Source organism: Thermodesulfovibrio sp. TK110 (assembly GCF_054658355.1).
This window is the reverse complement of sequence record NZ_BAAHNB010000001.1, coordinates 583852-608272: the sequence shown is the minus strand read 5'-3', so window position 1 is coordinate 608272 and position 24421 is coordinate 583852. Positions and strand designations below refer to the sequence as shown.

The 24421-nt window shown below is 34.4% G+C and carries 18 protein-coding genes; 9 read left to right on the top strand and 9 right to left on the bottom strand.

Annotated features, from left to right (window positions below; all coding sequences use genetic code 11):
* Positions 1–11: 11 nt before the first annotated feature.
* From ACYQ3X_RS03230 to ACYQ3X_RS03210, 5 genes are all read right to left on the bottom strand, one after another.
* Positions 12–2099 carry a molybdopterin-containing oxidoreductase family protein gene (locus ACYQ3X_RS03230; RefSeq protein ID WP_460180393.1) on the bottom strand — a complete coding sequence of 696 codons (2088 nt, stop codon included), beginning with the start codon at positions 2097–2099 and terminating at the stop codon, positions 12–14.
* An 18-nt stretch (positions 2100–2117) separates the two neighbouring features.
* Positions 2118–2507: a sulfite exporter TauE/SafE family protein gene (locus ACYQ3X_RS03225; protein WP_460180392.1), complete on the bottom strand. Its 390-nt coding sequence runs from the start codon at positions 2505–2507 to the stop codon at positions 2118–2120.
* 2 nt (positions 2508–2509) lie between these two features.
* Complete coding sequence (locus tag ACYQ3X_RS03220; protein ID WP_460180391.1) at positions 2510–3778, bottom strand: sulfite exporter TauE/SafE family protein; 1269 nt, start codon at positions 3776–3778, stop codon at positions 2510–2512.
* A 20-nt stretch (positions 3779–3798) separates the two neighbouring features.
* Positions 3799–4209: a universal stress protein gene (locus tag ACYQ3X_RS03215; protein ID WP_460180390.1), complete on the bottom strand. Its 411-nt coding sequence runs from the start codon at positions 4207–4209 to the stop codon at positions 3799–3801.
* A 152-nt stretch (positions 4210–4361) separates the two neighbouring features.
* Positions 4362–6299 (bottom strand): aconitate hydratase, encoded by a 1938-nt coding sequence (locus ACYQ3X_RS03210; protein WP_460180389.1) that lies wholly within the window; start codon positions 6297–6299, stop codon positions 4362–4364.
* Between the two features lie 80 nt (positions 6300–6379).
* Here ACYQ3X_RS03210 and lysA point away from each other — a divergent pair, with 80 nt between their 5' ends.
* Complete coding sequence (lysA, locus tag ACYQ3X_RS03205; RefSeq protein ID WP_460180388.1) at positions 6380–7636, top strand: diaminopimelate decarboxylase; 1257 nt, start codon at positions 6380–6382, stop codon at positions 7634–7636.
* Positions 7637–7644: 8 nt separating this feature from the next.
* Complete coding sequence (gene dapF / locus ACYQ3X_RS03200; RefSeq protein ID WP_460181685.1) at positions 7645–8475, top strand: diaminopimelate epimerase; 831 nt, start codon at positions 7645–7647, stop codon at positions 8473–8475.
* On the opposite strand, the gene ACYQ3X_RS03195 is transcribed toward dapF, so the two are convergent.
* The 4 genes from ACYQ3X_RS03195 to ppdK are packed head-to-tail and all read right to left on the bottom strand — an operon-like array spanning position 8412 to position 17693.
* The gene (locus tag ACYQ3X_RS03195) at positions 8412–11201 is read right to left on the bottom strand and encodes a PD-(D/E)XK nuclease family protein (RefSeq protein WP_460180387.1); all 2790 of its coding nucleotides are present in this window, start codon (positions 11199–11201) and stop codon (positions 8412–8414) included. The two genes, dapF and ACYQ3X_RS03195, sit on opposite strands and share 64 nt — an antisense overlap.
* Complete coding sequence (locus ACYQ3X_RS03190) at positions 11191–14220, bottom strand: UvrD-helicase domain-containing protein (protein ID WP_460180386.1); 3030 nt, start codon at positions 14218–14220, stop codon at positions 11191–11193. Before ACYQ3X_RS03190 ends, ACYQ3X_RS03195 begins: the two co-directional genes overlap by 11 nt.
* Positions 14214–14951, bottom strand: a complete 738-nt coding sequence (locus ACYQ3X_RS03185; protein WP_460180385.1) for a hypothetical protein — start codon at positions 14949–14951, stop codon at positions 14214–14216. The genes ACYQ3X_RS03190 and ACYQ3X_RS03185 overlap by 7 nt, the downstream gene beginning before the upstream one ends.
* A gap of 15 nt (positions 14952–14966) precedes the next feature.
* Positions 14967–17693 (bottom strand): pyruvate, phosphate dikinase, encoded by a 2727-nt coding sequence (gene ppdK, locus ACYQ3X_RS03180; RefSeq protein WP_460180384.1) that lies wholly within the window; start codon positions 17691–17693, stop codon positions 14967–14969.
* Positions 17694–17818: 125 nt separating this feature from the next.
* Between ppdK and ACYQ3X_RS03175 the strand changes: the two genes are divergently transcribed.
* The 7 genes from ACYQ3X_RS03175 to ACYQ3X_RS03145 are packed head-to-tail and all read left to right on the top strand — an operon-like array spanning position 17819 to position 24392.
* Entirely contained in the window at positions 17819–18979 is a 1161-nt protein-coding gene (locus ACYQ3X_RS03175) for a class I SAM-dependent rRNA methyltransferase (RefSeq protein WP_460180383.1), read from the top strand.
* 30 nt (positions 18980–19009) lie between these two features.
* A complete protein-coding gene (gene tpiA, locus ACYQ3X_RS03170; protein ID WP_460180382.1) occupies positions 19010–19780 on the top strand; it encodes a triose-phosphate isomerase in 771 nt (256 codons plus the stop codon).
* The gene (gene secG, locus ACYQ3X_RS03165; RefSeq protein WP_460180381.1) at positions 19777–20094 is read left to right on the top strand and encodes a preprotein translocase subunit SecG; all 318 of its coding nucleotides are present in this window, start codon (positions 19777–19779) and stop codon (positions 20092–20094) included. The genes tpiA and secG overlap by 4 nt, the downstream gene beginning before the upstream one ends.
* Positions 20091–21680, top strand: coding sequence for a peptide-binding protein (locus ACYQ3X_RS03160; RefSeq protein ID WP_460180380.1), 1590 nt, complete (start codon positions 20091–20093; stop codon positions 21678–21680). The genes secG and ACYQ3X_RS03160 overlap by 4 nt, the downstream gene beginning before the upstream one ends.
* A 4-nt stretch (positions 21681–21684) precedes the next feature.
* Positions 21685–22314, top strand: a complete 630-nt coding sequence (locus ACYQ3X_RS03155; protein WP_460180379.1) for a LolA family protein — start codon at positions 21685–21687, stop codon at positions 22312–22314.
* A gap of 27 nt (positions 22315–22341) precedes the next feature.
* Positions 22342–23295: a 4-hydroxythreonine-4-phosphate dehydrogenase PdxA gene (gene pdxA / locus ACYQ3X_RS03150; protein ID WP_460180378.1), complete on the top strand. Its 954-nt coding sequence runs from the start codon at positions 22342–22344 to the stop codon at positions 23293–23295.
* Entirely contained in the window at positions 23292–24392 is a 1101-nt protein-coding gene (locus tag ACYQ3X_RS03145) for an oxidoreductase (protein WP_460180377.1), read from the top strand. The genes pdxA and ACYQ3X_RS03145 overlap by 4 nt, the downstream gene beginning before the upstream one ends.
* Positions 24393–24421: the final 29 nt, after the last annotated feature.

The window sequence follows — 24421 nt, the reverse complement described above, 5'->3', positions numbered from 1 at the left end:
CATTCACCTCCCTATATCTTTTTAACTTTTACAAAGTTTTCAAAGAGTGCACCAGTATGACTGCCATATGCCATTCTTTCAAAAGCTCCTTTAAGTAATCTTCCCTCGTTTAATCCCTTACCATAGGAGCGGCTCTTCCATGGCACTTCATTTTCAAAACCTCTGTACATGAATACAGCCTCTTCATGTATAAAAGGTGTAACCTTTACTCTGATTTTTCCTGAGAAATCTCCGGAAGATACTTCTACCCAGTCACCATTTTTTATACCTAATTTTGCTGCCACTTTATCATTTATCCATAGTTCATTTTCTGGCACAATTTCATTGAGATATTTATTGTTGTGAGTCTGAACATGAGTATGAACTGCCATTCTTCCAAAAACAAGCCTGAATTCACCATTTTCAGTATCTGGTTTCGGAGGTGTTGTAGGTTCATAAAAATATGGAACTTCTCTTTCTGCCATTTTGCTGGATAGAATCTCTACTTTGCCTGACGGTGTTTTAAATTTAAGTTCATCCCTTGAATACATTTTAGCATCTTTACAGAGAGCAATTTGTCCAGTTTTATCAAAGTCTTCAATCTTTATTCCTGTTCCTTCAAGCTGATAGTTCCACACATCCTCAATAGTTTCATAAGGCATGTATTCTCCTGCACCATAGGCAGTAAGAATTCCCTTTACAATCTCCCATCTTGCCTTCGTATCGTAAAGAGGCTTTACTGCCTGACGTCTCATTACAAAGGCAGGTTTTGCACCTCTCTGCATACCAAGAATATCGCTTCTTTCAAGATAGGTGGACTCTGGCAGAATTACATCTGCATAATAGGATGTGGCAGAATAATTAACATCAATGGTCACAAGAAGCTCAAGTCCATTAAGTATCTCTTCAATATCCTTATGAGTTATTCCTGCAAAGGGATCATATCTTACCACAAAAAGAGCTTTTACAGGATATGGTTGCCCTGTTTTTATTGCTCTGTAAAGATGAAGAATATGTCCTGCACCATCATAAAGAAATCCCTTCCCTTCCTCTGCTTCAACTCTCTTTTCTTCAGGTGCAGGAATTCTTTCAAGAAGGCTGTTAAGCCCCTTAGCACCCACTTCTTTAGGTGTCTTGGCAAGTATTAATCCACCTTTTTGCTCAATGCTGCCAAGCAGTGCATTCAGTATTATTACAGACCTTGCAAAGTAGAATGCATCCATATATCTTGCAGCAAACCATCCTGGATAAAAAATTACACGGGGTTTGTCTGCACCGAGCTGTCTTGCAAGAGATATGATTTCATAAGCTGGAATACCTGTTTCCTTTTCTGCCCATTGAGGTGTATATGGCTTTATAAAGTTTTCAAGCTCAGGAAGTCCTATTATAAAGCGGTCAACAAAGTCTCTATCAAAAAGACTTTCTTTAAGTATCACATGGATCAGGGCGAGATTAAGAGCATAATCAGTGCCAGGTCTTATCTGTAGATACTTTGTTGCCTTTGTAGCGGTCTTGGAGGCTCTTACATCAATATATGTTAGATTAGCACCATTTTCAAGCCCTTTTATAATGTTGTTTACCTCTCTTACTCCTAAAGCCTCCATAGCATTTCTTCCGTAAAGAACAATATGTTTTGTATTTACCCAATCATATCCCACTTCAGGTCTTGTATATCCGAGAAGGCTCTGATAGGCAAGATCAACATTTTTGCGGCAGAAGTCATCATGGTTAAAATAATTGGGAGAACCCATCCCCCTAACAATAAGTCTCTGAATCTCTCCAAAAAGTCCTGCACCTCTATCAAGAAGAGCAACGGTTCTTTTACCATATTGGGATTGCAGTGCCTTCACTTTCTCTGCAATGTAGGCAAATGCCTCATCCCAGCTTGCTCGTTTATACTGTCCAGAACCTCTTGGTCCTGTTCTTATCATGGGATATTGAAGTCTTTCAAAGTCATAAAGAAGTGCCAGTCCAGCAGAACCCCTGGCACAGAGGCTACCCTCCATGCCAGGTACATATGGATTTCCCTCTATCCAGGTAACTCTTCCATCAGTTACTTCCACTCTGATTGGGCATCTTGCTGAACACATTCCGCAGATACTGAATACAGAGGTTTTCATAATACCTCCCTCCTCCTTTTAAAACACGCCAAGTAGTTGCAAAGCAAGAATTAATAGTCCTGCACAGGCAACTCTTTTAACAGTTATAGGATTCAATTTCTTTGCAATCTTTGGTCCCAGATATCCACCAAGAATTGCTGCAGGAAACATTATGAGGAAGAATATTAAATCAAAGTTTCCAAATCCGTAATGTCTGAAAGTTCCCATAAGGGTGTTAAAGAATATGGCAAGAAGCGAGCTACCTACAATAACATACATGGGAAGCCTCAATCCTACTGCCATAAGTGGAACCATAAAAGGTCCGCCACCGAATCCAAACATGGATGACATAACAGCAATCAAAAATGCACCTGGAATGCCTATAGCAAGATTTACTTTAAATTCCTGTCCCCAGAACTCTATTTTCATATTTATTTACCTCCTTCCTGTTTTTTCTTTGCTGCTTCTTCAGCTCTTTTCTTAAATTCTTTGAGAATTGCCTGTTCTTTCTTATTCTTTTCAAGATACTTAGGTGTTGTCTGCCAAAACATCAAAGCTGCAAGAATTATTAAAACCCAGCCGAACAGAAACTTATACTGCTCAAGGGTTATGAGCTCTGTAAGCTTTGGTCCTATAAATCCACCAAAAAGCATGGCAATTCCGAGCGTGACACCAAGCTTCCAGTTGATAAATTTAATTCTTGAGTAGTTGTATATACCAGTACCCTGCGAGAAAAGAACTGTTGGCATAACTGTTCCTGCAACCACTGTATGGGGAAGTCCGAGCATTACAAGGATTGGATTGAGTATAAAACCACCGCCAGCACCCATTAAAACTCCGAATGTGGTAATTGCTGCAGTAAGAAGAAAGGGCCATATTAAATTAACAGTTCTACCAGCATTTGGTAGATAGACATTAGGAAAGCTGATAGAGTTTTCTACTACCACAGGCTCGCTTTTAATGTCTTTGTCAACCTTAGCTACTACAAAATATTTTCCAGGAGCTGCATTGGATGGAAGCTCAACTGATGCTTTGAAACGACCATCATCTTCAATTTTAAGATTTGCTGAAAATATAGCACCCACGCTTCTAAATCTTGCCTTAAGTAGTTGCATGGATCTGCGTTTATTTTCCTTTTCATCCATTGGCTCAAGCTTTTGTCCTCTTGAACCAATTATACTTGCCCACAAAGAGGTCTGGTATCTGTCAATCTTTATCTTTGCTGGATATCCATAAACAGCATCTGCACCTGCATCCTTTATAACCTTTGAAACGCTCCATTTTTTACCTTCCTTCTTTGCCTCTTCAAGCACAGATTTGTATTTTTCTGGAATTATAAGTTTGTAAAATCCTGGCATATCATCGGTCATGTAAAAAATGTATGGTCTTTTGCCTGTTTTTGGATCAGGATCTGCATCAAGCCTTGCAGCTCTTACAGTTTTTTCGGACCAAACTTCAATATAGACATCCTTCCCTGCAGGTGCTTTACCAGTAATGGTTATTTTGCCACCACCTGAAAGCTGATTTTTGTCCACATTGACTGTTATTGTGTCAACTGGTTTAGTTGCCTTTGTAGCCTCTGCAGGTTTGGTTTCAGCTGGGTTTACTGGTTGTTTGTTTTCTGAAGGCTTCTGTGCATGAACCATTGAAAAAGATAAAATGACAAATAAAACTGTAATAAATGTTAAAATTCGCTTCATAAATCCTCCTCCCTGATTTTTTATCTTACGATTAAAACTGATTTAGTAGCATTAGCAGCTACTTTTTGAGTGACACTTCCAAAGAGTGTTCTTTCTGTAGCATCCTTACCCTTTGAGCCCATTACAATTAAATCATAGTTAGTTGCATAGTCAACTATTACATCTGCTGGATTACCTTCTAAAATAACTGTTTCTCCTTTCACCTCCTTTTCATTAATAATTTCCTGTGCTCGTCTGAGATTACCCTCCACCTCAGCTCTAAAAATACCTTCTACAGTGGCACAGTCAACGCCAATTTCAAGAAAACAAACCTTTGGAACTACTGACAAAACTGTAATTTGTGAGCCAAATTTCTGAGCAATTTTTATAGCCTCCTCAAGTGCTTTCTTTGCCCATTCTGAACCATCAAACCCTACTAAAATTTTTTCCATGGCATACCTCCTTAAAGATTTCTTATGAATAAGATAAGCAAATGTATTGCCAGATAGTAATTCTTTGAAAAATAAGAGAAAACATCAAACAAAGCTGTGCTATTTGGGACAAAAAGGAAGGACTGCTGTCCCATTTGGGACAGCAGAGATTTTTACTGGATGACTTTTTTTCTTACATAGGGAAGAAGTCCACCACTAAGTATCAGTTCTTTTTCCCTGTTATTTAAATTTGAGTATACCTCAAAGGAAATATTTTTACATTCATTGAAAACTAAATATTTTTGTGAACCTTTGACTTCTGCAGTTAAATCACTAATTTTTAACATATCTCCCTGCTCCACTTTTTCATAATCCTCTGGATTTACAAAAATAAGTGGCAGAATACCAAAGTTAATTAAGTTTGCCCTGTGAATTCTCGCAAATGATTTTGCAATAACAGCTTTGATGCCAAGATACATAGGTGCAATTGCTGCATGCTCACGAGATGAACCCTGCCCGTAGTTTTCACCACCTACAATAATTCCTCCACCTTTGCTTTTAGCATTTATAGCTCGCTCATAGAAGCTTTCATCAAGGTTTTTAAAGATAAACTTTGATATTTCAGGTATGTTTGATCTATATGGCAGAACCTGTGTACCAGCAGGAAGTATATCATCGGTTGTTATATTATCTCCAAGCTTAAGTAGCACCTGAGCATGTATGGTATTTTCAAGAGGTTCTTTTACAGGAACTTCCTTTATATTTGGTCCCTTAATTATCTTGGCTCTCTCTTTTTTGGGTGGGATTAGCATATTGTCATTTATTGTGAAAGTCTCAGGTTCATTGATTTCCTCTAAAGTGTCTGTTTCAAAGGGATCAACTATCTCGCCTTTGATGGCTGTTAAAGCACAAACAACTGGTGAGGCAAGATACACAAAAGCATCCTTTGTTCCTGATCTTCCTTTAAAGTTTCTGTTATAGGAACGAACCGAAATCTGACCACTTCCAGGTGCTCCTCCCATGCCAATGCAGGGACCGCAGGCAGATTCAAGAATTCTTGCACCGGCTGAAATCATTGTTTCAATATCTCCTTCACGGGCAAGCATCTCATAAACTTGTTTAGAACCAGGATTTATAAAAAGAGTTACTTCTTCGTGAACTGTTCTTCCTCTGAGAATTGATGAAACTGTCTTCATCATCTTGTAGGAAGAGTTTGTGCATGAGCCAATGCATACCTGATGAACCTTTGTCCCTTTAATATCCTTCACAGGCACCACATTGTCAGGACTGTGTGGCTGTGCTATCATAGGTTGTATTTCTGATAAATCAATTTCTATAATTTCAGCATACTCTGCATCTTCATCAGCCTCAAGAGGTATCCATTGATGCTGCCTTCCTTGAGCTTTGAGAAATTTCAGGGTATTTTCATCGCTTGGAAAAATAGATGTAGTTGCACCAAGTTCTGCGCCCATGTTTGTTATGGTTGCTCGCTCAGTTACTGAAAGGTCTTTAACACCTGTACCGCCGTATTCAAATATTTTACCTATGCCTCCCTTTACAGAGAGCATTTTTAACAAGCTTAGAATAACATCCATAGCAGTAACATATGGTCTTCTGAGTTTTCCCGAAAGATTTATCCGAACAACTTTTGGCATGGTGAACTCAAAAGGCATCCCTGCCATAACAGAAGCTGCCTCAAGTCCTCCTACACCTATTGCAATCATTCCTATTCCTCCTCCAGTTGGAGTGTGACTGTCTGTGCCAAGTGCAATTAGTCCAGGAGCTGCAAATCTTTCAAGATGAACTTGATGACATATGCCATTTCCAGGTCTGGAAAAATAGGCACCAAAACGGGCAGCAGCAGTCCTTAAAAATAAATGATCATCAGCATTCATGAAATTACTCTGAAGCATGTTGTGATCCACATAGGAAACTGCAAGAGGCACTCTTACTCTGTCAATTCCGATTGCTTCAAATTCAAGCCACGCCATTGTGCCTGTAGCATCCTGAGTGTAAACCTGATCAACCCTTACACTAATAAGACTTCCCTCTTTCAAGTTGCCAGATACAAGATGGGATTCCATTATTTTTTCAACGATATTTTTTCCCATTGTTCCTCCTTTCGTATTACAAACCTCTGAAAAATTTAGTATAATATTATACTTCATAAAAATTCAAAAAGGAGGATGTTGTGCATTTTTTCACCTATAAAAAAGGAGAACTCTTTGCAGAAGATATACCTGTAAAAGAGCTAGTAAAAGAGTTTGGAACTCCTCTTTATATTTATAGTTACGGCACTTTAATAAGACACATAAGAGCCTATGAAGAAGCCTTTTGCGAAATTCCTCACATTATCTGCTATGCTGTGAAAGCAAACTCAAACCTTGCTATTTTGAGTCTTTTCGCTCAACTTGGAATTGGTGCAGATATTGTATCAGGTGGAGAGCTTTTCAGGGCTTTGAAAGCAGGAATAAAACCTTTCAGAATAGTTTTTGCAGGTGTTGGAAAAACCGATGAAGAAATAGAGTATGCACTTAAAAATAATATTCTCATGTTCAATGTGGAATCTGAATTAGAGCTTTACAAAATAAACGAAATAGCCAAAAAACTGAAAAAACAGGCAAGAGTTGCTTTAAGAATAAATCCTGATATTGATCCAAAAACACATAAATACATTGCCACAGGCTTAAAAACAAGCAAATTTGGAATTCCTATAGCTAAGGCAGTGGAATACTACAAGGTAGCAAAATCTCTTGAAAATATAAAAGTAATCGGAATTCATAAACACATAGGTTCACAGATCACAGAAACAGATGCTTATGTGGAAGCACTGAGGAAACTTCTTGAACTTTATGAAAAACTTGCTCAGGCTGATGTTGATATAGAATATATTGATATTGGCGGAGGACTTGGAATTACCTATAAAGATGAAGAACCACCTCATCCAAAAGAGCTTGCAAATGCTCTAATTCCTCTTATTAAAAATCAGAAAGGCAAATTAATAGTTGAACCAGGGCGATCAATCGTTGGAAATGCAGGAATTCTTATTACAAAGGTTTTATATACAAAACAAACAGATGTAAAAAATTTCATAATCGTTGATGCAGGAATGAACGATCTTATGAGACCAGCTTTATATGGCTCCTATCATGAAATTTTGCCAGTAATCCAAGAAAAAAGACAAAAGATTGTAGCAGACATCGTTGGTCCAATATGTGAGTCAGGCGACTTTCTTGCAAAGGATAGAGAAATTGAAAAAGTCTCTTCAGGAGAATATCTTGCTGTTATGAGTGCAGGAGCCTACGGATTCAGTATGTCATCAAATTATAACAGCAGACCAAGAGCAGCGGAAGTACTTGTAAAAGGAGAACAGTATGCTTTGATAAGAAAGCGTGAAAACTATAAAGATCTAATAAAGAATGAAATCATACCGGAGGATTTGCTCTAATGGTAAAAATTAATTTCGTAAAAATGCATGGACTTGGCAATGATTTTATATTGATTGACTGCCTGAATCAAAGTTTGTCAGAGCCTGAAAAATTTGCAATCAAATACTGTGACAGACGATTTGGCATTGGCGCTGATCAGCTTTTACTTTTGTATCCTTCTAAGATTGCAGACTTTAAAATGAGAATTTTTAATGCTGATGGCTCAGAAGTTGAAATGTGCGGAAATGGAATAAGATGTTTTGCAAAATACATATGGGATAGAAAGTTAACAGATAAAGAATTTTTAGAAGTGGAAACACTTGCTGGAATTATTAAACCCAGAAAGATTGGCGAGCTTGTTCAGGTTGATATGGGAAAACCTGAATTCAGTCCTTCAAAAATTCCAGTTGATGTAGAAGGAGACAGGGTTTTTGATCTGGTTGTTGAAGTCAGTGGATGGCATGCAAGGATAAACTGCGTAAGCATGGGGAATCCTCATGCAGTTATATTTCTTGATGAAGAACCAAAAAATTTTGCTGTTACAAAATATGGTCCACTCATTGAAAATCATCCAATCTTTCCAAAAAGAACAAATGTAGAATTCGTCTTTGTGAGGAATCCTCATGAAATAGTAATGCGCGTGTGGGAGAGAGGTGCTGGAGAAACCCTTGCCTGTGGAACAGGAGCCTGTGCTACTGCTGTGGTTTCTATGATAAAGGGGCTTACAGATAAAAAAGTTACAGTTCATCTTCTTGGTGGAGATTTACTGATTGAATGGGCAGAGAATGGACATGTTTATATGACAGGACCTGCTGAGGAAGTTTTTGAAGGAACTGTTAAAGTTCCACAAATTGACTGATAATCGCAGTGGTTGCATTTACTCTTAAAATCAAAGGCTGGTAAAAAGGGTATATTTTTATCCTTTATTTCATTAACCAGTGTTTCTAATACAGTTGATACAGTTTTTATACATTCTTCTTTGTCATTTTGATTGAAAGGATCAAATCTCACTTTATCATCATTAAGCAAAGCCTTTCCGAGCAAAAAATAGCAACCCCTCAGATTAAAAACATTCAGTTTATATTTTTTTGCATAAAGTAGCATATAAAGAGGGATTTGAAGACTGCCTATGTGTTTGCTCCAGCTTTGTCTGTCTGATATATCAAGTTTATCAAATTTTATTTTGTAATGCTGTTCAGTTCCTGATATTTTATAATCCACAATAGTGATAAAATCATCTATGCATTCAACTAAATCTATTCTATATCTAAAACTTGCATTAAAGAGACTTTCTTCTATGAGTTCTTCCACTTCAAGAATTTTTAAGTGATGGATTTTACTCAGTTTTTTATAATACTCTATTAATTGAAGAAGTCTTTGAACTATCTGTATTTTTATTAAATATACTTTACCTGTTACTTTGCTGCCATACTTTTTAGAAAATATATCCTTAACAATAGATTCTATATCGTTTCCAAAATCATCGGGATTGAGTTTTTTATTTTTTCTTAACCTGAAATATTCCTTTAATGATTCATGAACAATCGTGCCAATGTCAGAGTGTTCCAGTTCAGCAGAAAGCTCTTTTTTCTTTTTTAATTTCAATACATAGGAATAATAAAACTTCAATCCACAGTCAAGATAATCATCAATTGCAGATGGTGAAAAACAGAGATTATTAATAACTTCCATTGTTTCATCTGATTTATATATTTCAGAAGGTTTTCTTGTTGTTAGATTTACTGCCCAGGAAAGTGACTTTATAGGTATATCAATTCTCCGAGCTCTGCTTTTTTCTGCCTCCCATATAATTTTCTCAATAAATCTGGATCTCTCATTTCTATCATTTTTTATGTAGCAAAGATGCACTTCCTCAGCACCATCTATTAAAAGTGAAAAGTAGTAATAAACAAGCTTTTCTCTCTCATTATAAGTAGGCAAACCAAGAATTCTTCTTACTTTGTAAGGCATCAGATAATCCTCTGAAAGAGGAGGAAATACTCCTTCATTTAAATCAAGAAATATCACTTTTTTAAATTTAATGTTTCTTGTTTCAAGAAATCCAAGTATTTGTAAGCCTTTAAGAGGCGTGCCAGGAAATGGAAGATTTTCAAACATTATAAAGTTTTTAAAAAAGTTAAAATATGACTCTAAATGCTCAAATTGAAAATTCTTTATCAAAGAGTTTAGAAGTTTATCAAATTGAGTGATAAAAGCCTCCACATAGGGATAAAATAAAGGATGAAATCTTGCTGTAGTTTTCTCATAAATAAAAAGAAGGAGATCTTTACAGTTTTTTATAAATTCTTCAATATTCTTAATGGATATAAACTTTTTTATTGTGTTATTATGAATCATTTCAATATGTTGTCTTATATCATCCACTGTAAGATTGAAATCCTTTAAGTTGGAAGCTATTATTTTCGGTATTTCTTTCTCAATCCATTCAAGCTCAATAAATGAAATCTCTTTAGATACGAAAAAATTCTCAATCTCATGAAAAATAATTCTACTCAATTCAGCACTATTTTTAATAAAAACATTTTTTGTATAGGGATGAAGTATAAATTTCAAATACAAAGCAGTATATAACTGATTATTTTCAATGGAGTTTACAACTTCAAAGAGATTAATAAAAAATCCATAAATTGGTGTTCTGTTCAAGGGATAGCCCATGGAAATATTATAATTTTCTTCCTTCAAAAATGGGATGCCCTGTCTTAAAAGAGGAAACAAAGTATCAGATTTTGGCAGAACTATAACAGTTTTTTCATCAACCACTGAATTTTCCATAATTCTACCTACTACCTTTACCTCTGCATGTGTATCAGGACAACTGTAGAGGTTTATTTTACAGATAAATTTTTCATTAAATTCAGGTTCTTTTTGAAAGACAAAATAAAAGTTTTTAATGTGAGATAGTTTTTCAAGAATTTTTTTTTCAGAGGCTGTAAAAGCAAAAAAACCAGCATAAATCAAAGTTTTAAATTCCAGATCCTCAAGCGTTACGCAATCTGCCACTTTTCTATATCTTAGTGCTCTGGTGCATAGATTTTTCTGTATCAATTCTTCATAAAAACTCTGATAAACCACTGAAAGAAACCTTAATTTTTCCTGTGATTTTACAGGAACATCAATTAAAGTCTCTACTTCTTTAAGCCTGTTTACAGAGATTTCTTCAATGTAAAGTTCTTCAAAAAGATTAAAAAGTTTGAAACCAAAGGAGATAAAGTTATCAAACTTTTTAAAGAATGGACTCAATAAATTGTTTTTTAAACATATTTCATAAATAATGCCGACAGCTTCAATAGTTTCAATTGGAGAAGCATTGCTTATTTTTCTAAACAAAAACTCTACAAATTCATCTGCTGAAAAAGTCTTAGGTGGAATAAAGGACTGTTTTATTTTTTGAGCAAGAAATTTCTTTAAATAATAGGCAGGTCTTTTCCCTGGAAAAACAATAAAATTTGCAGAATAATCCAATCCTTCATTGGAAAGAATATCTACAATTTTTTGAATAAGGCTCTCAGAGCTATTAATTGCAATAATCTTTTCTTCTTTTAGAAAACTCAACTCATTTATCAACCTTTTTCACCTCTCGTAAATCAAAATAGTAAAGATATCCATTAACTGTTTTATTTTTAAAAACATCGGACAATAATTTCATATAAAGCTTTAGCTGTGAAAAATGCTCATTCTGTGGATAGCCTGTTTTGTAATCAATTACAGTAACAGATTCTTTATTAACAACAACTCTATCAATTCTGTGGACAACGCCTTCTTTATCTATAATTTCAACTTCATTAAGAATTTTTTCATGTCCTCGTTTAAAAAATTTTCCTATATCTGGATGATTTATCATATCAATTATCAATGGTTTTATTTTGGAGGCTGAAAAATTAGTATGACAATATCTGTTTAATCTTTCTATCTGAGAGTCTATCTCTTCCATAACTCCTTCGTCAAAATATTCAATTTGTTCTAAAATAAGGTGTATAAAATCTCCTCTCTTTTTTTCAGTAAAATGAACTATTTCATCGGAAACTGAGAAATTAAATGATACACTATAATGATGAGCATTAATTTCTGAGGATTCTGTGAGTAATAATGACTTATTTTTAACTGATTTATGCCCAAGTCTTCTATTATGGTATTCTGAGAGAATATTAAAAGGTAGTTTATCTTCTTTATCAGTTCTGCATAAAATATATAATTCATCTTCTGCTCTGGTAAAGGCAACATAAAGAGTATTTAGTGAATCTACAATTTCTGATTTTTTTTCTTCTTTTTTTATCTGTAGCAATGATTCATTTTTTTCAGCTATCTGGTTTGTAACTTTTAAAATACGAACTCCATGCTCAACTTCATTAAGAATATATTTATCTTTTGGTTTTTCATTGTTTTCTAAATAAACAAAAACAATGGGAAACCCTAATCCCTTTGCTTTATGGATAGTCATAACCTGTATAGCGTTTATATCAGCTGGAGTGGCTATGTTCCATATGTTATCATCCGCTGGACTTTCAAAAAATTCTATTAGTTCTTTAATATTGTTATGTCCTTTTTCTTCAAAATTCTTAACAAGATCAAGTAACTTAAGAAATGTTGCTTCTTCATCAGGCAGAGTTTCAAATACCCTGAAACTATTTAATGCCAATGAGAGTAAATCATAAACAGGTAAATATCCTGAAAGTTTAAAAAGTTGCTTAAAATATTTTTCCCAGAGTTGAGGAAATTCTTTTTCAAAATATTTATAAACTGCTGTTTCATCCCTGTATTTAAGAAGAAATTCATCGGGCTTGAAATTTATTGCTTCTTTTTTTACTGTATTTCTAAATATATCGCCAAGTAAGAAACTGCAAAAAGAAAAATCATCTAAGGGAGAGTCAAGAAACCGTAAAAGGCTTAAAATCTCTGAGGTAACTTTTCTTTTTCGTACATCAAGGCTGCTGTAAGATATAAAGGGCAATTGTAAATCATTTAACCATTGAGTGATAGTTACAACCTGTTCATTTTTGAAGGCAAGTATTGCTATATCTTTTAAAAAATAACCTCTTTGAGTAATATCATCTATGCATTCTAAAAGATATTTTTTTATTTCTGACTCTTCCTCTTCATTCTCACTAAAAGCTTTCACTTCCACATAACCTTCTTGCGAGCTTTCTTCTGCAATCTGTTCGCACTCACGAAATCCTGCAAACTCAGCTGGTTCAGCATAAACTGGATGGGTTAAAACTTTTTCTCTGAAAATCTTGACTACAAAATCAACAATTTTTCTCTTGCTTCTATAATTTTTATCAAGAGTTTTAACTACTTTTTCTGCTGAAGGAAATATTTCTTTTTCTTCCAGTTCCTTCATAATCTTGTAATCAGCTCCACGAAAACTATAAATTGCCTGTTTTGTATCTCCCACAACAAAAAGGCTTCCATTTTCAGCAAGGGCGTTTTCAATTAAAAACTTTAGATTATTCCACTGAAGTGGAGATGTATCCTGATATTCATCAATAAAAAAATGATGTATTTTTTCGCCTAACCTAAAGTATATGTCTGGAACGATTGAGTTATTCAAATACTCTGAAAGAATTTTATTAATATCTTCAATGAAAATTTTACACTCCTTTTGTTTTATCTGATTTAATAAGGATTTGAAACTCTGATATACTTCAATATATGGCAAATAAAAAGTTGATGCATAATAAAAAGCATATTCTTTTAGTTCTTCAATAAATTCATTCCACAAACTCAAAACATTTTCATATTTTTTCATGGAACTCTGGTTTTTAGGCTTGTTTACAGGTAGTTTTTTCATCCCCCTTGTTAAAAGTTCTCTAAAATTTTTGTTTTCAATGATCCTGTTGAAATCTTCCAGAATTCTCGTTGAACGATTTATTTCAAGTCCTGATGAAGTGATTTCCCTTAAAAGAACCATAATTCTACTTTCAAGCTTTGCCTCAACTTTTTCTTTTAATTTTCTATATTCATCAATTATAAATTCTTTATGAGTATTATGAATTTTAAGATGTAGTCCCTTAATTTCATCAAAAATTCTTTCTGATGGATTCCAGAGATACGAATTGCTATTTGAACTTATAATCTCTATAATCTCTTTAAAAAACTCAGTTTTTATGGAATTCTCCTGCACATCTTTTAAAAACAGATCATAGCTGAATCTAAGAAGAGATTCATTGTTCATAAGAATCTCAAAATCAGGATTGAAATCAAAATCAATAGCAGAGGCTTTAAAAATTGAAGCCATAAAACTATCAATTGTCTTTACCTGAAAATCTGAATAATGATTCAGTATCTCATCAAGTATCTGCCCGGCTTTCACTGAGAGCTCATCAGGGGACAGTCCAATAATTTTTGAAAATTTACTTAAAGAACTTTCTTCTTTAAAATATAAACTTTTAAGCCATTCTATTATTCTTGATTTCATCTCAAAAGCAGCATTATTAGAAAAGGTTATAGCAAGAATATTTCGTAATGAATTATTCGGGATTTTATCGGAAAGTAAAAAATATACAAATCTTTCAGTAAGAGCTGTTGTTTTTCCAGAACCAGCAGAAGCTTTTAGAATAACATAGTGTGGGAGCTCAGTTACCATTCAAAGCTCTGAACTATTATAATCCCTTTTGCCTTTGCCTTTTTCTGAAATCCTTTAGTAGCATAATGAGTTATTAATACTTTGAGAATATCAACTTTTCCATACTCATTTTGTACTGCTTTCACTTTTTCTTCAAGCTCGTTAAAAACTTCTTCAATACTTTGTTCTTTTCTTTCATCAAGCCTTAATTTGGATTCTCCAACTATGAAAACTTCTTTACCATTTTTCTTTGCCTTGCCAAATATGTTTATCTCTTTGCCTCCAATTTCTACCCTTATGAGTTTCTCTTTAATTTCAATTCCATAATTCTCCTTTAAGACTTTCGGTAACATTCTGTAGGACTCATTTTCAAAGGCATAACTCATGGTGAGACTGAGTCCACCAAGTTCTTTCCTTAATTGCTTTAAGCCACTTGCCAGCGTTGCAACTTCCTGTTCTGTTCTTTTCTGTGCCTCTGCAAGCTCCTCCAGTTTCTGTTCTGTTCTTTTCTGTGCCTCTGCAAGCTCAGAAACAACTGTTTCAAGTCTGCTGAGTCTGCTTTCTGACTGCTTCTGTGCTTCAACAAGCTCTTTTTGAGCATTGGCAAGTTCTCTTACTATCTCTTTTAGTTCATTAAAATCCTTTACTTTGACCGTTTCGTTTACAATATCAACCACTTCAAGAAGAACAGAAGCCTGCTTTACTGGAAAAACTTTTTTTATTTTGTCTTTTATGTTAGATACAGTAGCCATAGTTTATTATAATGGTTATAGTGTAGCTCTTATCAACTCTGCTCCTTTTTCTTTCAAATTCGCATGAGCGGCAGCAAGTTTTGCTATTGGAACTCTATAGGGTGAGCAACTCACATAATTAAGACCAATCTTATGGCAAAATTCTATGGATTTTGGATCTCCTCCGTGTTCACCGCATATTCCAAGTTTAAGATTTTTGTTTGTTTTTCTTCCTTTTTTCACTGCTATTTCCATTATCTGCCCTACTCCCTCCGTATCAATTGATATGAAAGGATCCTCTTCAATTATTTTATGATCAATATAAAATGGCAAAAATTTACCTGCATCATCTCTTGAGAGTCCATAAACTGACTGGGTTAAATCATTGGTTCCAAAAGAGAAAAACTCAGCCTCTTTAGCAATCTGATCTGCTGTTATTGCAGCACGGGCAAGCTCTATCATTGTACCGACTTTATAATCAATTTTCACTTTATACTGTTTCATAACCTCTTCAGATGTTTTAACAGTTAAATTTTTCATTATTTCTAATTCATTTACATGGGCAACAAGAGGAATCATTATCTCTGGAATAACTTTAATTTTTTTCTTTGCAAGTTCACAGGCTGCTTCCATTATAGCTCTTACCTGCATCTCATAGATTTCTGGATAGGTTATTCCAAGACGACAGCCTCTATGACCAAGCATGGGATTAAACTCTTCAAGAGCTTTAATTTTAGTCTTAATTCTTCCTACAGAAACTCCCATTTCCTTTGAAAGAATTTCTATTTCTTCATCTGTTTTTGGTAAAAATTCATGAAGTGGAGGATCAAGTAATCTTATGGTAACTGGTAATCCTTCCATTTCTTTAAATATGCCAATAAAATCTTCTTTCTGATATGGTTTAATTTTTTCAAGAGCTTTTCTTCTTTGTTCCACTGAATCTGAAAGAATCATCTCTCTGAATACCTTTATTCTCTCTGGATCAAAAAACATATGCTCGGTTCTGCAAAGACCAATTCCTACTGCACCAAAATCCCTGGCAACACGAGCATCTTTTGGAGTATCAGCATTTGCTCTCACCTGAAGTTTGCTAAATTCTTCAGCCCATTTCATTATTGTATAAAACTCCTCAGTAAGAGAAGGCATAACAAGAGGTGCCTGCCCAAGAATAACTTCTCCTATTGTTCCGTTTAATGTAATAATGTCGCCTTCTCTAACTGTAATATCACCAACTGTAAAATATTTATCCTCTTCATGAATGTTTATAGCTCCGCATCCCACAACACAGCATTTACCCATTCCTCTTCCAACTACTGCAGCATGAGAAGTCATTCCCCCTCTTGCAGTGAGAATCCCCTGAGCAACTGCCATCCCTCCAATGTCTTCAGGAGAAGTCTCATTTCTTACAAGAATAACTTTTTCTCCTTTTTCTACCCATTCTTCTGCATCCTGAGCAGAAAATACAACTTTACCCACCGCTGCACCAGGGCTTGCAGGAAGTCCTTTTGCAATTACTGTGACTTCTGCTTTAGGATCAATGGTAGGATGAAGAAGTTGATTAAGCTGTTCAGGCTCAATTCTTAAAAGAGCTGTTTTTTTATCAATCAATTTTTCCTTTACCATGTCAACAGCAATTTTTATTGCAGCTCTGGCTGTTCTTTTGCCAACCCTTGTCTGAAGCATGTAGAGTTTGCCTTCTTGAATTGTAAATTCTATATCAAGCATATCTTTGTAATGTTTTTCAAGTTTATTACATATTTTTTCAAGTTGGGAATATATTCTGGGCATTCTTTTCTTTAATTCCTCAATCTTTAAAGGAGTTCTGATTCCTGCTACAACATCTTCGCCCTGGGCATTTGGTAAAAATTCTGCAAAAAATCTTTTTTCTCCAGTTGAAGGATCTCTTGTAAATCCTACACCTGTTCCAGAATTCTCACCCATGTTTCCAAATACCATTGCAACAATATTACAGGCTGTGCCAAGATCATCTGGTATTCCATGAAGCCTTCTGTATGTTACAGCTCTGTCTCCATACCAAGAGTCAAACACAGCTTTGATTGCCATCTTTAGCTGTTCATAGGGATCAGAAGGAAAATCATTTCCTGTTTCCTTTTTATAAAGTTTTTTATATTTTTCAACGAGAACTTTAAAGTCTTTTGCATCAAGTTCTGTATCCAATTTTACTCCTTTTTTCTTTTTTGCTTCATCAAGTAAGTCTTCAAACTTTTTTCTATCTATATCAGTAACAATGCTTCCAAACATTGTGATAAATCTTCTATAGGTATCATAAGCAAATCTTTCATTTTTTGTTTTATTTATTAATCCCTTAAGGGTTTCATCATTTAGTCCAAGATTTAAAACAGTATCCATCATTCCTGGCATAGAAAACTTTGCTCCAGACCTTACTGAAACAAGTAGGGGATTTTTTGCATCTCCAAATTTACAGCCCATTGATTTTTCAACCTTTTTAAGATTTTTTAGAACCTCTTCCCACATCCCCTGAGGAAATTTTTTACCAAGCTTAAAGTATTCTCTGCATGCCTCAGTGGTGATAGTAAATCCTGATGGAACAGGAATTCCAAGATTGGTCATTTCAGCAAGTCCTGCGCCTTTTCCTCCAAGAAGGTCTTTCATTTGTCCTGTACCTTCTGCTTTTCCATTACCAAAGTAGTAAATATACTTTTTCTCAGGCTTTGATTTTTTGGTTTTTGAAACATCTTTGACCGATTTTTTTTGAATTTTGGTTCTGGGCTTTAAAGCCATCTGCAAGTTCCTCCTGCAAAATTTTATTAAATAGCTATTCATATTACTATGATGCAAAAATTTTTTTCAAGAAAATTTGTAAAACTTCTTGACTTTTCATTTTCATTGTTTTCAAACTAAGCTTCATGGAGAAAATCTTTGTTAAGCGTCTAAAAAAATATGGACATTTATGGATTTATAAAAATGAGATAGTATCTGATATCTCTATATTTTCTCCTGGAACCGTTGTGAAAGTATATGAATCAAAAACAGATAAAATTATCGGAACAGGATATATAAATCCGAAATCCACAATTGCTGTAAGGCTTCTGAGTTTTCAAGATGAAACAATTGACGAGAGTTTTTTAAGATTTAGAATTATTAAAAGTAGACAATACAGAGAAGAATTTTTAGGACTTAAAGAAACCTACAGAGTGATTTTCAGTGAATCAGATTTCCTGCCCGGTTTAATAGTTGATAAATACAACTCCTGCCTTGTAATTCAAATATTAACAGCAGGAATGGAACAGTTTAAAGAGTTGATAATCAAAATACTGGATGAAATATTCTGTCCAGAAATGATAATTCTTAAAAATGACTCTCCATCAAGACTAAAGGAAGGACTGCCAATTGAAAAACAGATAATTAAAGGCGAGCTAAAGCATCTTCCTTTAATCATTGAAGAAGATGTTAAATTTTTATTTGATCCTCTTCATGGGCAGAAAACAGGTTTTTTCCTTGACCAAAGAGAAAATAGAATTTTTCTAAAGAAATTAATTACTTCTGGACAGGCTCTTGACCTATTTTGTTATATTGGCACATGGAGCATTCATATGGCAAAAAATGGTGCTATTGTAACAGGGATTGACAGTTCTCAAAATGCCATAGAATTATCCAGAGAAAATGCAAAAATAAATAGTCTTAATGAAAGATGTAGATTTATTAAAGCTGATGTGTTTGATTATTTAAAATGGGAGATAAAGAAAAATAAACAGTATGATTTTATAGTGGTTGATCCTCCAGCCTTTGTAAAATCAAAGGAGGAAAAAAGGGATGCTATTGAGGGATATTTAAATCTTAATAGTTTAGCAATAAAACTTTTAAAAAAAGGCGGAATTCTTGCCACATCCTCCTGTTCCCACCATATTTCTGAAAATGAATTCTATGAGATTGTGAAAGAATCCTTTTTAAAAAGTAAAAAAATTGGAAAAATAATATACAAAGGAATTCAGAGCAAAGACCACCCAATTCTTCTCAGTATGCCAGAAACAGCATATTTAAAATGTTTCATCATTAAACTTGACTAAAATAGCCTATTTTAATTAAGCTTTTAAATTATGCGGACAAAGTTTTTTGTTGCCAACTGGAAAATGCATAAAACCGTCAAAGAAGCATTGGCATTTCTTCAGGATTTTATTCCATTAATTGAAGGAATAAAGGACAGAGAAATTGGTATTGCTCCAACATTTATCTGTCTTGAAACTGCTGGAAAGGTATTAAAAAATACAAACATAAAGCTTTGCGCTCAGAATGTCTTTTATGAAAAAAAAGGAGCTTACACAGGTGAGATTTCTCCAGTTATGCTTAAAGATTTGAATGTGGAATATGTAATAATTGGTCATTCTGAAAGAAGGAAGTATTTTTATGAGACTGATGAAATAATAAATCGGAAAATTAAAGCATGTATTGATGAAAATTTAAATGTAATTTTCTGCATTGGTGAAACAATTGAAGAAAGACAAGCCAATAAAACTTTTGATATTTTAAAAAGGCAAATAGAAAAAGGACTTGAAGGTATAACAAATCCTGAAGCTATTGTTTTAGCCTACGAGCCAGTTTGGGCAATTGGAACAGGGATAGTAGCTTCTGAAGCACAGATTGAAGAAGCCCATGCATTTATTAGAAAAAGATTGAAAGAATTTTATTCTGATAAAGCTGACAAAATTAGAATACTTTATGGAGGAAGTGTTACTCCAGAAAATATTTACTCTATAATGAATACAGAAAATGTTGATGGAGTTCTGGTTGGAGGAGCAAGCCTTGATCCTGTAAAATTTTCAAAAATTGTAAAATATGAAGAACAAAAACCATTAAAGGAGGAGTTATGAAAACATTGCTTTTAAGTTTTCACATAATCCTGTGTATCGTGATGATAGCTGTTGTACTGCTTCATAGAGGCAAAGGGGCAGAACTAGGACCTGCCTTTGGAGGAGGTTCTTCTCAAACGCTTTTTGGACCAAGAGGTGCAACCACATTCCTTAACAAATTAGCTACAATTGTAGCTGTGTTATTTATGCTTTCATCATTTTTTTTGACTTATATTACTACAAAAACCAGATCTGTTGTCTCTGATGTAAAAGTTCCAGTTCAGAGTCAACCTGCACAGCCTCCATTAGGAGCACAGCCTCAACAAAATAAATGATAAAAAAATATGTTATTTTAGTTCTGTTCTTAATTTCATCCTTTACCATCTCCTGTCAAAAAGCTCCTGATATAAAAGAACCCTTTAATCTAACAGCTGCATCCTCTGCTGATGCAAAGAGACTTCTTCCTCTTTTTGCTTCAGACTCTGCCAGTGCAGATATAAGTGGAAGAATTTTTAATGGTCTTACTAAGTATGATAAAAATTTAAACATTGTTGGTGATCTTGCTGAAAGATGGACAATATCAAAGAATGGTAAAGAAATAATTTTTTATTTAAGAAAAGGAATTAAATGGCACGATGGTGTTGAATTTACAGCAGATGATGTAGTCTTTACATACAAGGCTATCACTGACCCTAAAAATCCGACACCTTACAGCAGTAACTATGGTCCTGTAAAGGAAGTTAAAGCTGTCAACAGATACATTGTAAAAGTGGTTTATGAAAAACCCTTTGCACCAGCATTGGAGTCCTGGGGAATGGGAATTCTGCCAAAACATCTTCTTGAAGGCAAAGAGTTATTTAATTCGCCACTTAATAGAATGCCAGTTGGTACAGGACCATATAAAATGAAAGAATGGATTACAGGACAGAGAGTAATCCTTGAGAGAAATGATGATTATTTTGAAGGAATGCCTTTCTTTGAAAAATTTATAACAAGAATTATTCCAGACCCTTCCACAATGTTTCTTGAACTAAGATTTGGTGGAATTGATTTTATGGCACTTAATCCTGCTCAGTACAAATACTATGGAGAAAAATCCTATTTTAAAAAATATTTCAATGTTTATAAATACCACTCTTTTGGATATACCTATATAGGCTATAATCTTAAAGATTCTTTATTTTCAGACAAAAGAGTGCGACAGGCAATTGCCTATGCAATAAATAAAAAAGAAATAATTGAAGGTGTTTTGCTTGGATTTGGAACTCCCTGCACAGGACCTTTCCCACCTTCCTCATGGGCATTCAATCCAAATGTAAAGGATTTTGAATACGATCCTGAAAAAGCCAGAAATATTCTTCATGAACTTGGCTGGAGCATAGGAAGCGATGGAATTTTAATAAAGGAAGGAAAAAGATTCTCCTTTGTCTTACTCGTAAATCAGGGAAATGAAGCACGGCTTAAGACTGCTCAAATTATTAAAGAGCAACTTAAAAAAGTAGGGATTGAGGTAAGCATAAGGGTTCTTGAATGGCAGAGTTTTCTTGAACTTGTTACAAAAAGACAGTTTCAGGCAGTGCTCTTGGGTTGGTCTCTTTCCCGTGATCCTGATTTATATGATATTTTTCATTCATCAAAAACCAGACCAGGAGAGTTTAATTTTGTGAGTTATAGCAATAAAGAAGTTGATAGTCTTCTTGAAAAGGCAAGAGAAATTCTTGACAGGGAAAAAAGGAAAAAACTTTACTGGAGAATTCACGAGCTTATTACAGAAGACCAGCCTTATACATTTCTTTATGTCCCTGATACAATCGTGGCTATAAACAAAAGAATAAAGGGAATTGAGCCAGCTTTAGCAGGAATATGGTATAATTACATTTTCTGGTATGTGCCCAAAAATCGTCTGGAGTGGTATAATTAAAACTATGAAGGCTTTTAAAGTGTTAAAATTTTTAGTAATTAATCTGGTAGTAATATTCTTTTTTTATAGTTTTTGTTATGCCCAAAATGCATTACTAAAACTTGAAAATGCCTATAGAAATATAAATGATGCTAATGGAAGTTTTATTCAGACAAGTCATATAAAAGAATTAAACAAAATTCAACAATTCAGAGGCAGATTTTTTATAAAGGGAGACAAAATAAGATGGCAATATACTGGAGAGTTTTCTCAAATTATTTATCTAAATAACAAAACTCTCATTATCTATGATAAAAAAAGAAAACAAGCAATAGTAAGTGAATTTAGCGAAGAAAAATATGGTCAGCTTCCACTGGCACTTCTTAGCAGAATGGCAGATTTAAAAAAAGATTTTGAAGCTAATGTAAAATCAGAAAAAACTATTATACTTTTCCCAAAAAGCAAAATGGGAAATATAAAAAGCATTGAAATAACCCTTACAGAAAATGATTTTCCAGTAAAATCAATGAAAATAATAGATATGTTGTCTAATACAGTTAAAATTGATTTCAGCGATGTAAAAATAAATACATCTCTCAAAGACTCTCTATTTAAATTTTCACCAAAGAAAGATGATACAGTTTTAAAATATTAAAAGTCTTACTCATTCAGGAGGCATTAAATGGCAAAAAAGAAAATAGCAATAACAATGGGAGATCCAGCTGGAATTGGTCCAGAAATTATTGTAAAAGCTTTTGCTCAGGAAGATATCTACAAAATTTGCAACCCTCTTGTAATAGGAGACAGAAGTGTTGTAAAAGAAGTAATTAAAACCATCGGAATAGATTTTGATCCAGACAACATAGAAATATTGAATCTCAATGAAATCCAAAATCCAGCAAAACTTTTAAAAGGTGCTCCATCAGAGGAGTCAGGCAGAGCATCATTTTCTTATATACGAAAAGCAGTGGAACTGCACAAGCTTGGTATAGTAGAAGCAATTGTTACATGTCCAATTACAAAGTCGGCTTTGCGAATGGCTGGACTGCGCTGGCTTGGGCATACAGACATGCTTGCAGAACTGACTGATACAGAAGATTATGCAATGGCTTTCTACAGTGAGCCTTTGAAGGTAATATTAACAACAATACATGTTCCATTGAAGGATGTTCCCCATTTAGTTAAGAAAGAAAGAGTAATAAAAACAATATGTTTCGCCCAAAAAGCCTGTGATATGCTTGAGATTAAAAACCCTCGTATTGCAGTATGCGGGCTAAATCCCCATGCAGGAGAAGAAGGTATTATGGGAAGAGAAGAGATTGATGAAATTATTCCAGCAGTTAAAGAAGCAAAGGCACTGGGAATAAATGTTTCAGGACCGTATCCATCGGACTCTGTTTTCTGGCGTGCCTTAAATGGTGAATTTGACATGGTAGTTGCAATGTATCATGATCAGGCACTTGCACCTTTTAAGCTTGTTGCCTTTGATAAAGGAGTAAACTTTACAGTTGGACTTCCTTTTATAAGAACATCTCCTGATCATGGAACAGCCTATAACATAGCATGGCAGGGTAAGGCTACTCCAACAAGCCTCATTGAGGCTATCAAACTTGCTACAAGGATGGTGATAAAGTGAAAATTTTTACACCCTTTGAAATTAAAACCATTAAAATGCCCAACAGAATTGTCCGTTCTGCAACTTATGAAAAAATGGCAGATGAGGATGGCTTTGTTACAGAACAATTGATAAATCTTTATGTAACACTTGCTAAAGGTGGTACTGGTCTGATAATTACTGGAAATGCTCTGGTTCATGTTTCTGGAAGAAGTGCTCCAAAGATGCTCTGTATTCACAATGATTTCTACATTGATGGTTTAAAAAAATTAACCTCTGCTGTTCATGAAGCTGGTGGCAGAATTGCAATCCAGCTGAGTCATGGAGGAAGACAGTGTGCTTCAATATTTCTCGGAGGAGCTCAACCAGTAGCACCATCAGAAGTTTATGAGCCTGTTTACAAAGTAATGCCAAGACAGCTTACTCAGGAAGAAATATGGGAAATTATTGAATCCTTTGGTAAAGCTGCAAGAAGAGCTAAAGAGGCAGGATTTGATGGTGTACAGCTTCATGGTGCTCATGGATATCTTATAAATCAGTTTCTCTCTCCTTATACAAACAGAAGAAATGATTACTGGGGTGGTGATGAAGAGAGAAGATTTCATTTTCTTGAAGAAGTTTACATGAGTATAAGAGAAAATGTGGGATATGACTGGCCTGTTATGATAAAACTAAATGCCTGTGATTTTGTAGAAGGAGGGCTCACCTTGGAGGAAAGCCTCAGAATTGCTAAAAAACTTGAAAATTTAGGGATTGACGCAGTAGAAGTCAGTGGTGGAATTGTGGAGTCAAAACCAGAGGAAAGACCTGTAAGAATGAAAATTGACTCACCTCAGAAAGAAGCGTATTTCAGAGAATTCTCAAGAGAATTTAAAAAAGAGCTTAAAATTCCTGTAATGCTTGTAGGCGGAATACGCTCTCGCTCAGTAGCAGAAGAAATCTTACAAAAAAAAGAAGCAGACCTTATCTCACTTTCAAGACCTTTAATAAGAGAGCCTGATCTACCTAAAAAATGGATGGAAGGTAAAGAAACCTCCGATTGCATATCCTGTAATGAATGCATGAGATTCATGAAATTAGACTATGTTAAATGTAGTCAGCTTGAAAAAAAGAGATGAATTGCTTTAATTTAATTGATAAAATTTTT

Coding starts and splice junctions, on each gene's coding strand:
- ACYQ3X_RS03155 (WP_460180379.1), top strand. CDS start 21,685: ATGAAGGCTTTTAAAGTGTTAAAATTTTTAGTAATTAATCTGGTAGTA.
- ACYQ3X_RS03210 (WP_460180389.1), bottom strand. CDS start 6,299: ATGGGAAAAAATATCGTTGAAAAAATAATGGAATCCCATCTTGTATCT.
- ACYQ3X_RS03225 (WP_460180392.1), bottom strand. CDS start 2,507: ATGAAAATAGAGTTCTGGGGACAGGAATTTAAAGTAAATCTTGCTATA.
- ACYQ3X_RS03175 (WP_460180383.1), top strand. CDS start 17,819: ATGGAGAAAATCTTTGTTAAGCGTCTAAAAAAATATGGACATTTATGG.
- ppdK (WP_460180384.1), bottom strand. CDS start 17,693: ATGGCTTTAAAGCCCAGAACCAAAATTCAAAAAAAATCGGTCAAAGAT.
- ACYQ3X_RS03230 (WP_460180393.1), bottom strand. CDS start 2,099: ATGAAAACCTCTGTATTCAGTATCTGCGGAATGTGTTCAGCAAGATGC.
- ACYQ3X_RS03185 (WP_460180385.1), bottom strand. CDS start 14,951: ATGGCTACTGTATCTAACATAAAAGACAAAATAAAAAAAGTTTTTCCA.
- ACYQ3X_RS03220 (WP_460180391.1), bottom strand. CDS start 3,778: ATGAAGCGAATTTTAACATTTATTACAGTTTTATTTGTCATTTTATCT.
- pdxA (WP_460180378.1), top strand. CDS start 22,342: ATGGCAAAAAAGAAAATAGCAATAACAATGGGAGATCCAGCTGGAATT.
- ACYQ3X_RS03190 (WP_460180386.1), bottom strand. CDS start 14,220: ATGGTAACTGAGCTCCCACACTATGTTATTCTAAAAGCTTCTGCTGGT.
- ACYQ3X_RS03215 (WP_460180390.1), bottom strand. CDS start 4,209: ATGGAAAAAATTTTAGTAGGGTTTGATGGTTCAGAATGGGCAAAGAAA.
- tpiA (WP_460180382.1), top strand. CDS start 19,010: ATGCGGACAAAGTTTTTTGTTGCCAACTGGAAAATGCATAAAACCGTC.
- ACYQ3X_RS03160 (WP_460180380.1), top strand. CDS start 20,091: ATGATAAAAAAATATGTTATTTTAGTTCTGTTCTTAATTTCATCCTTT.
- secG (WP_460180381.1), top strand. CDS start 19,777: ATGAAAACATTGCTTTTAAGTTTTCACATAATCCTGTGTATCGTGATG.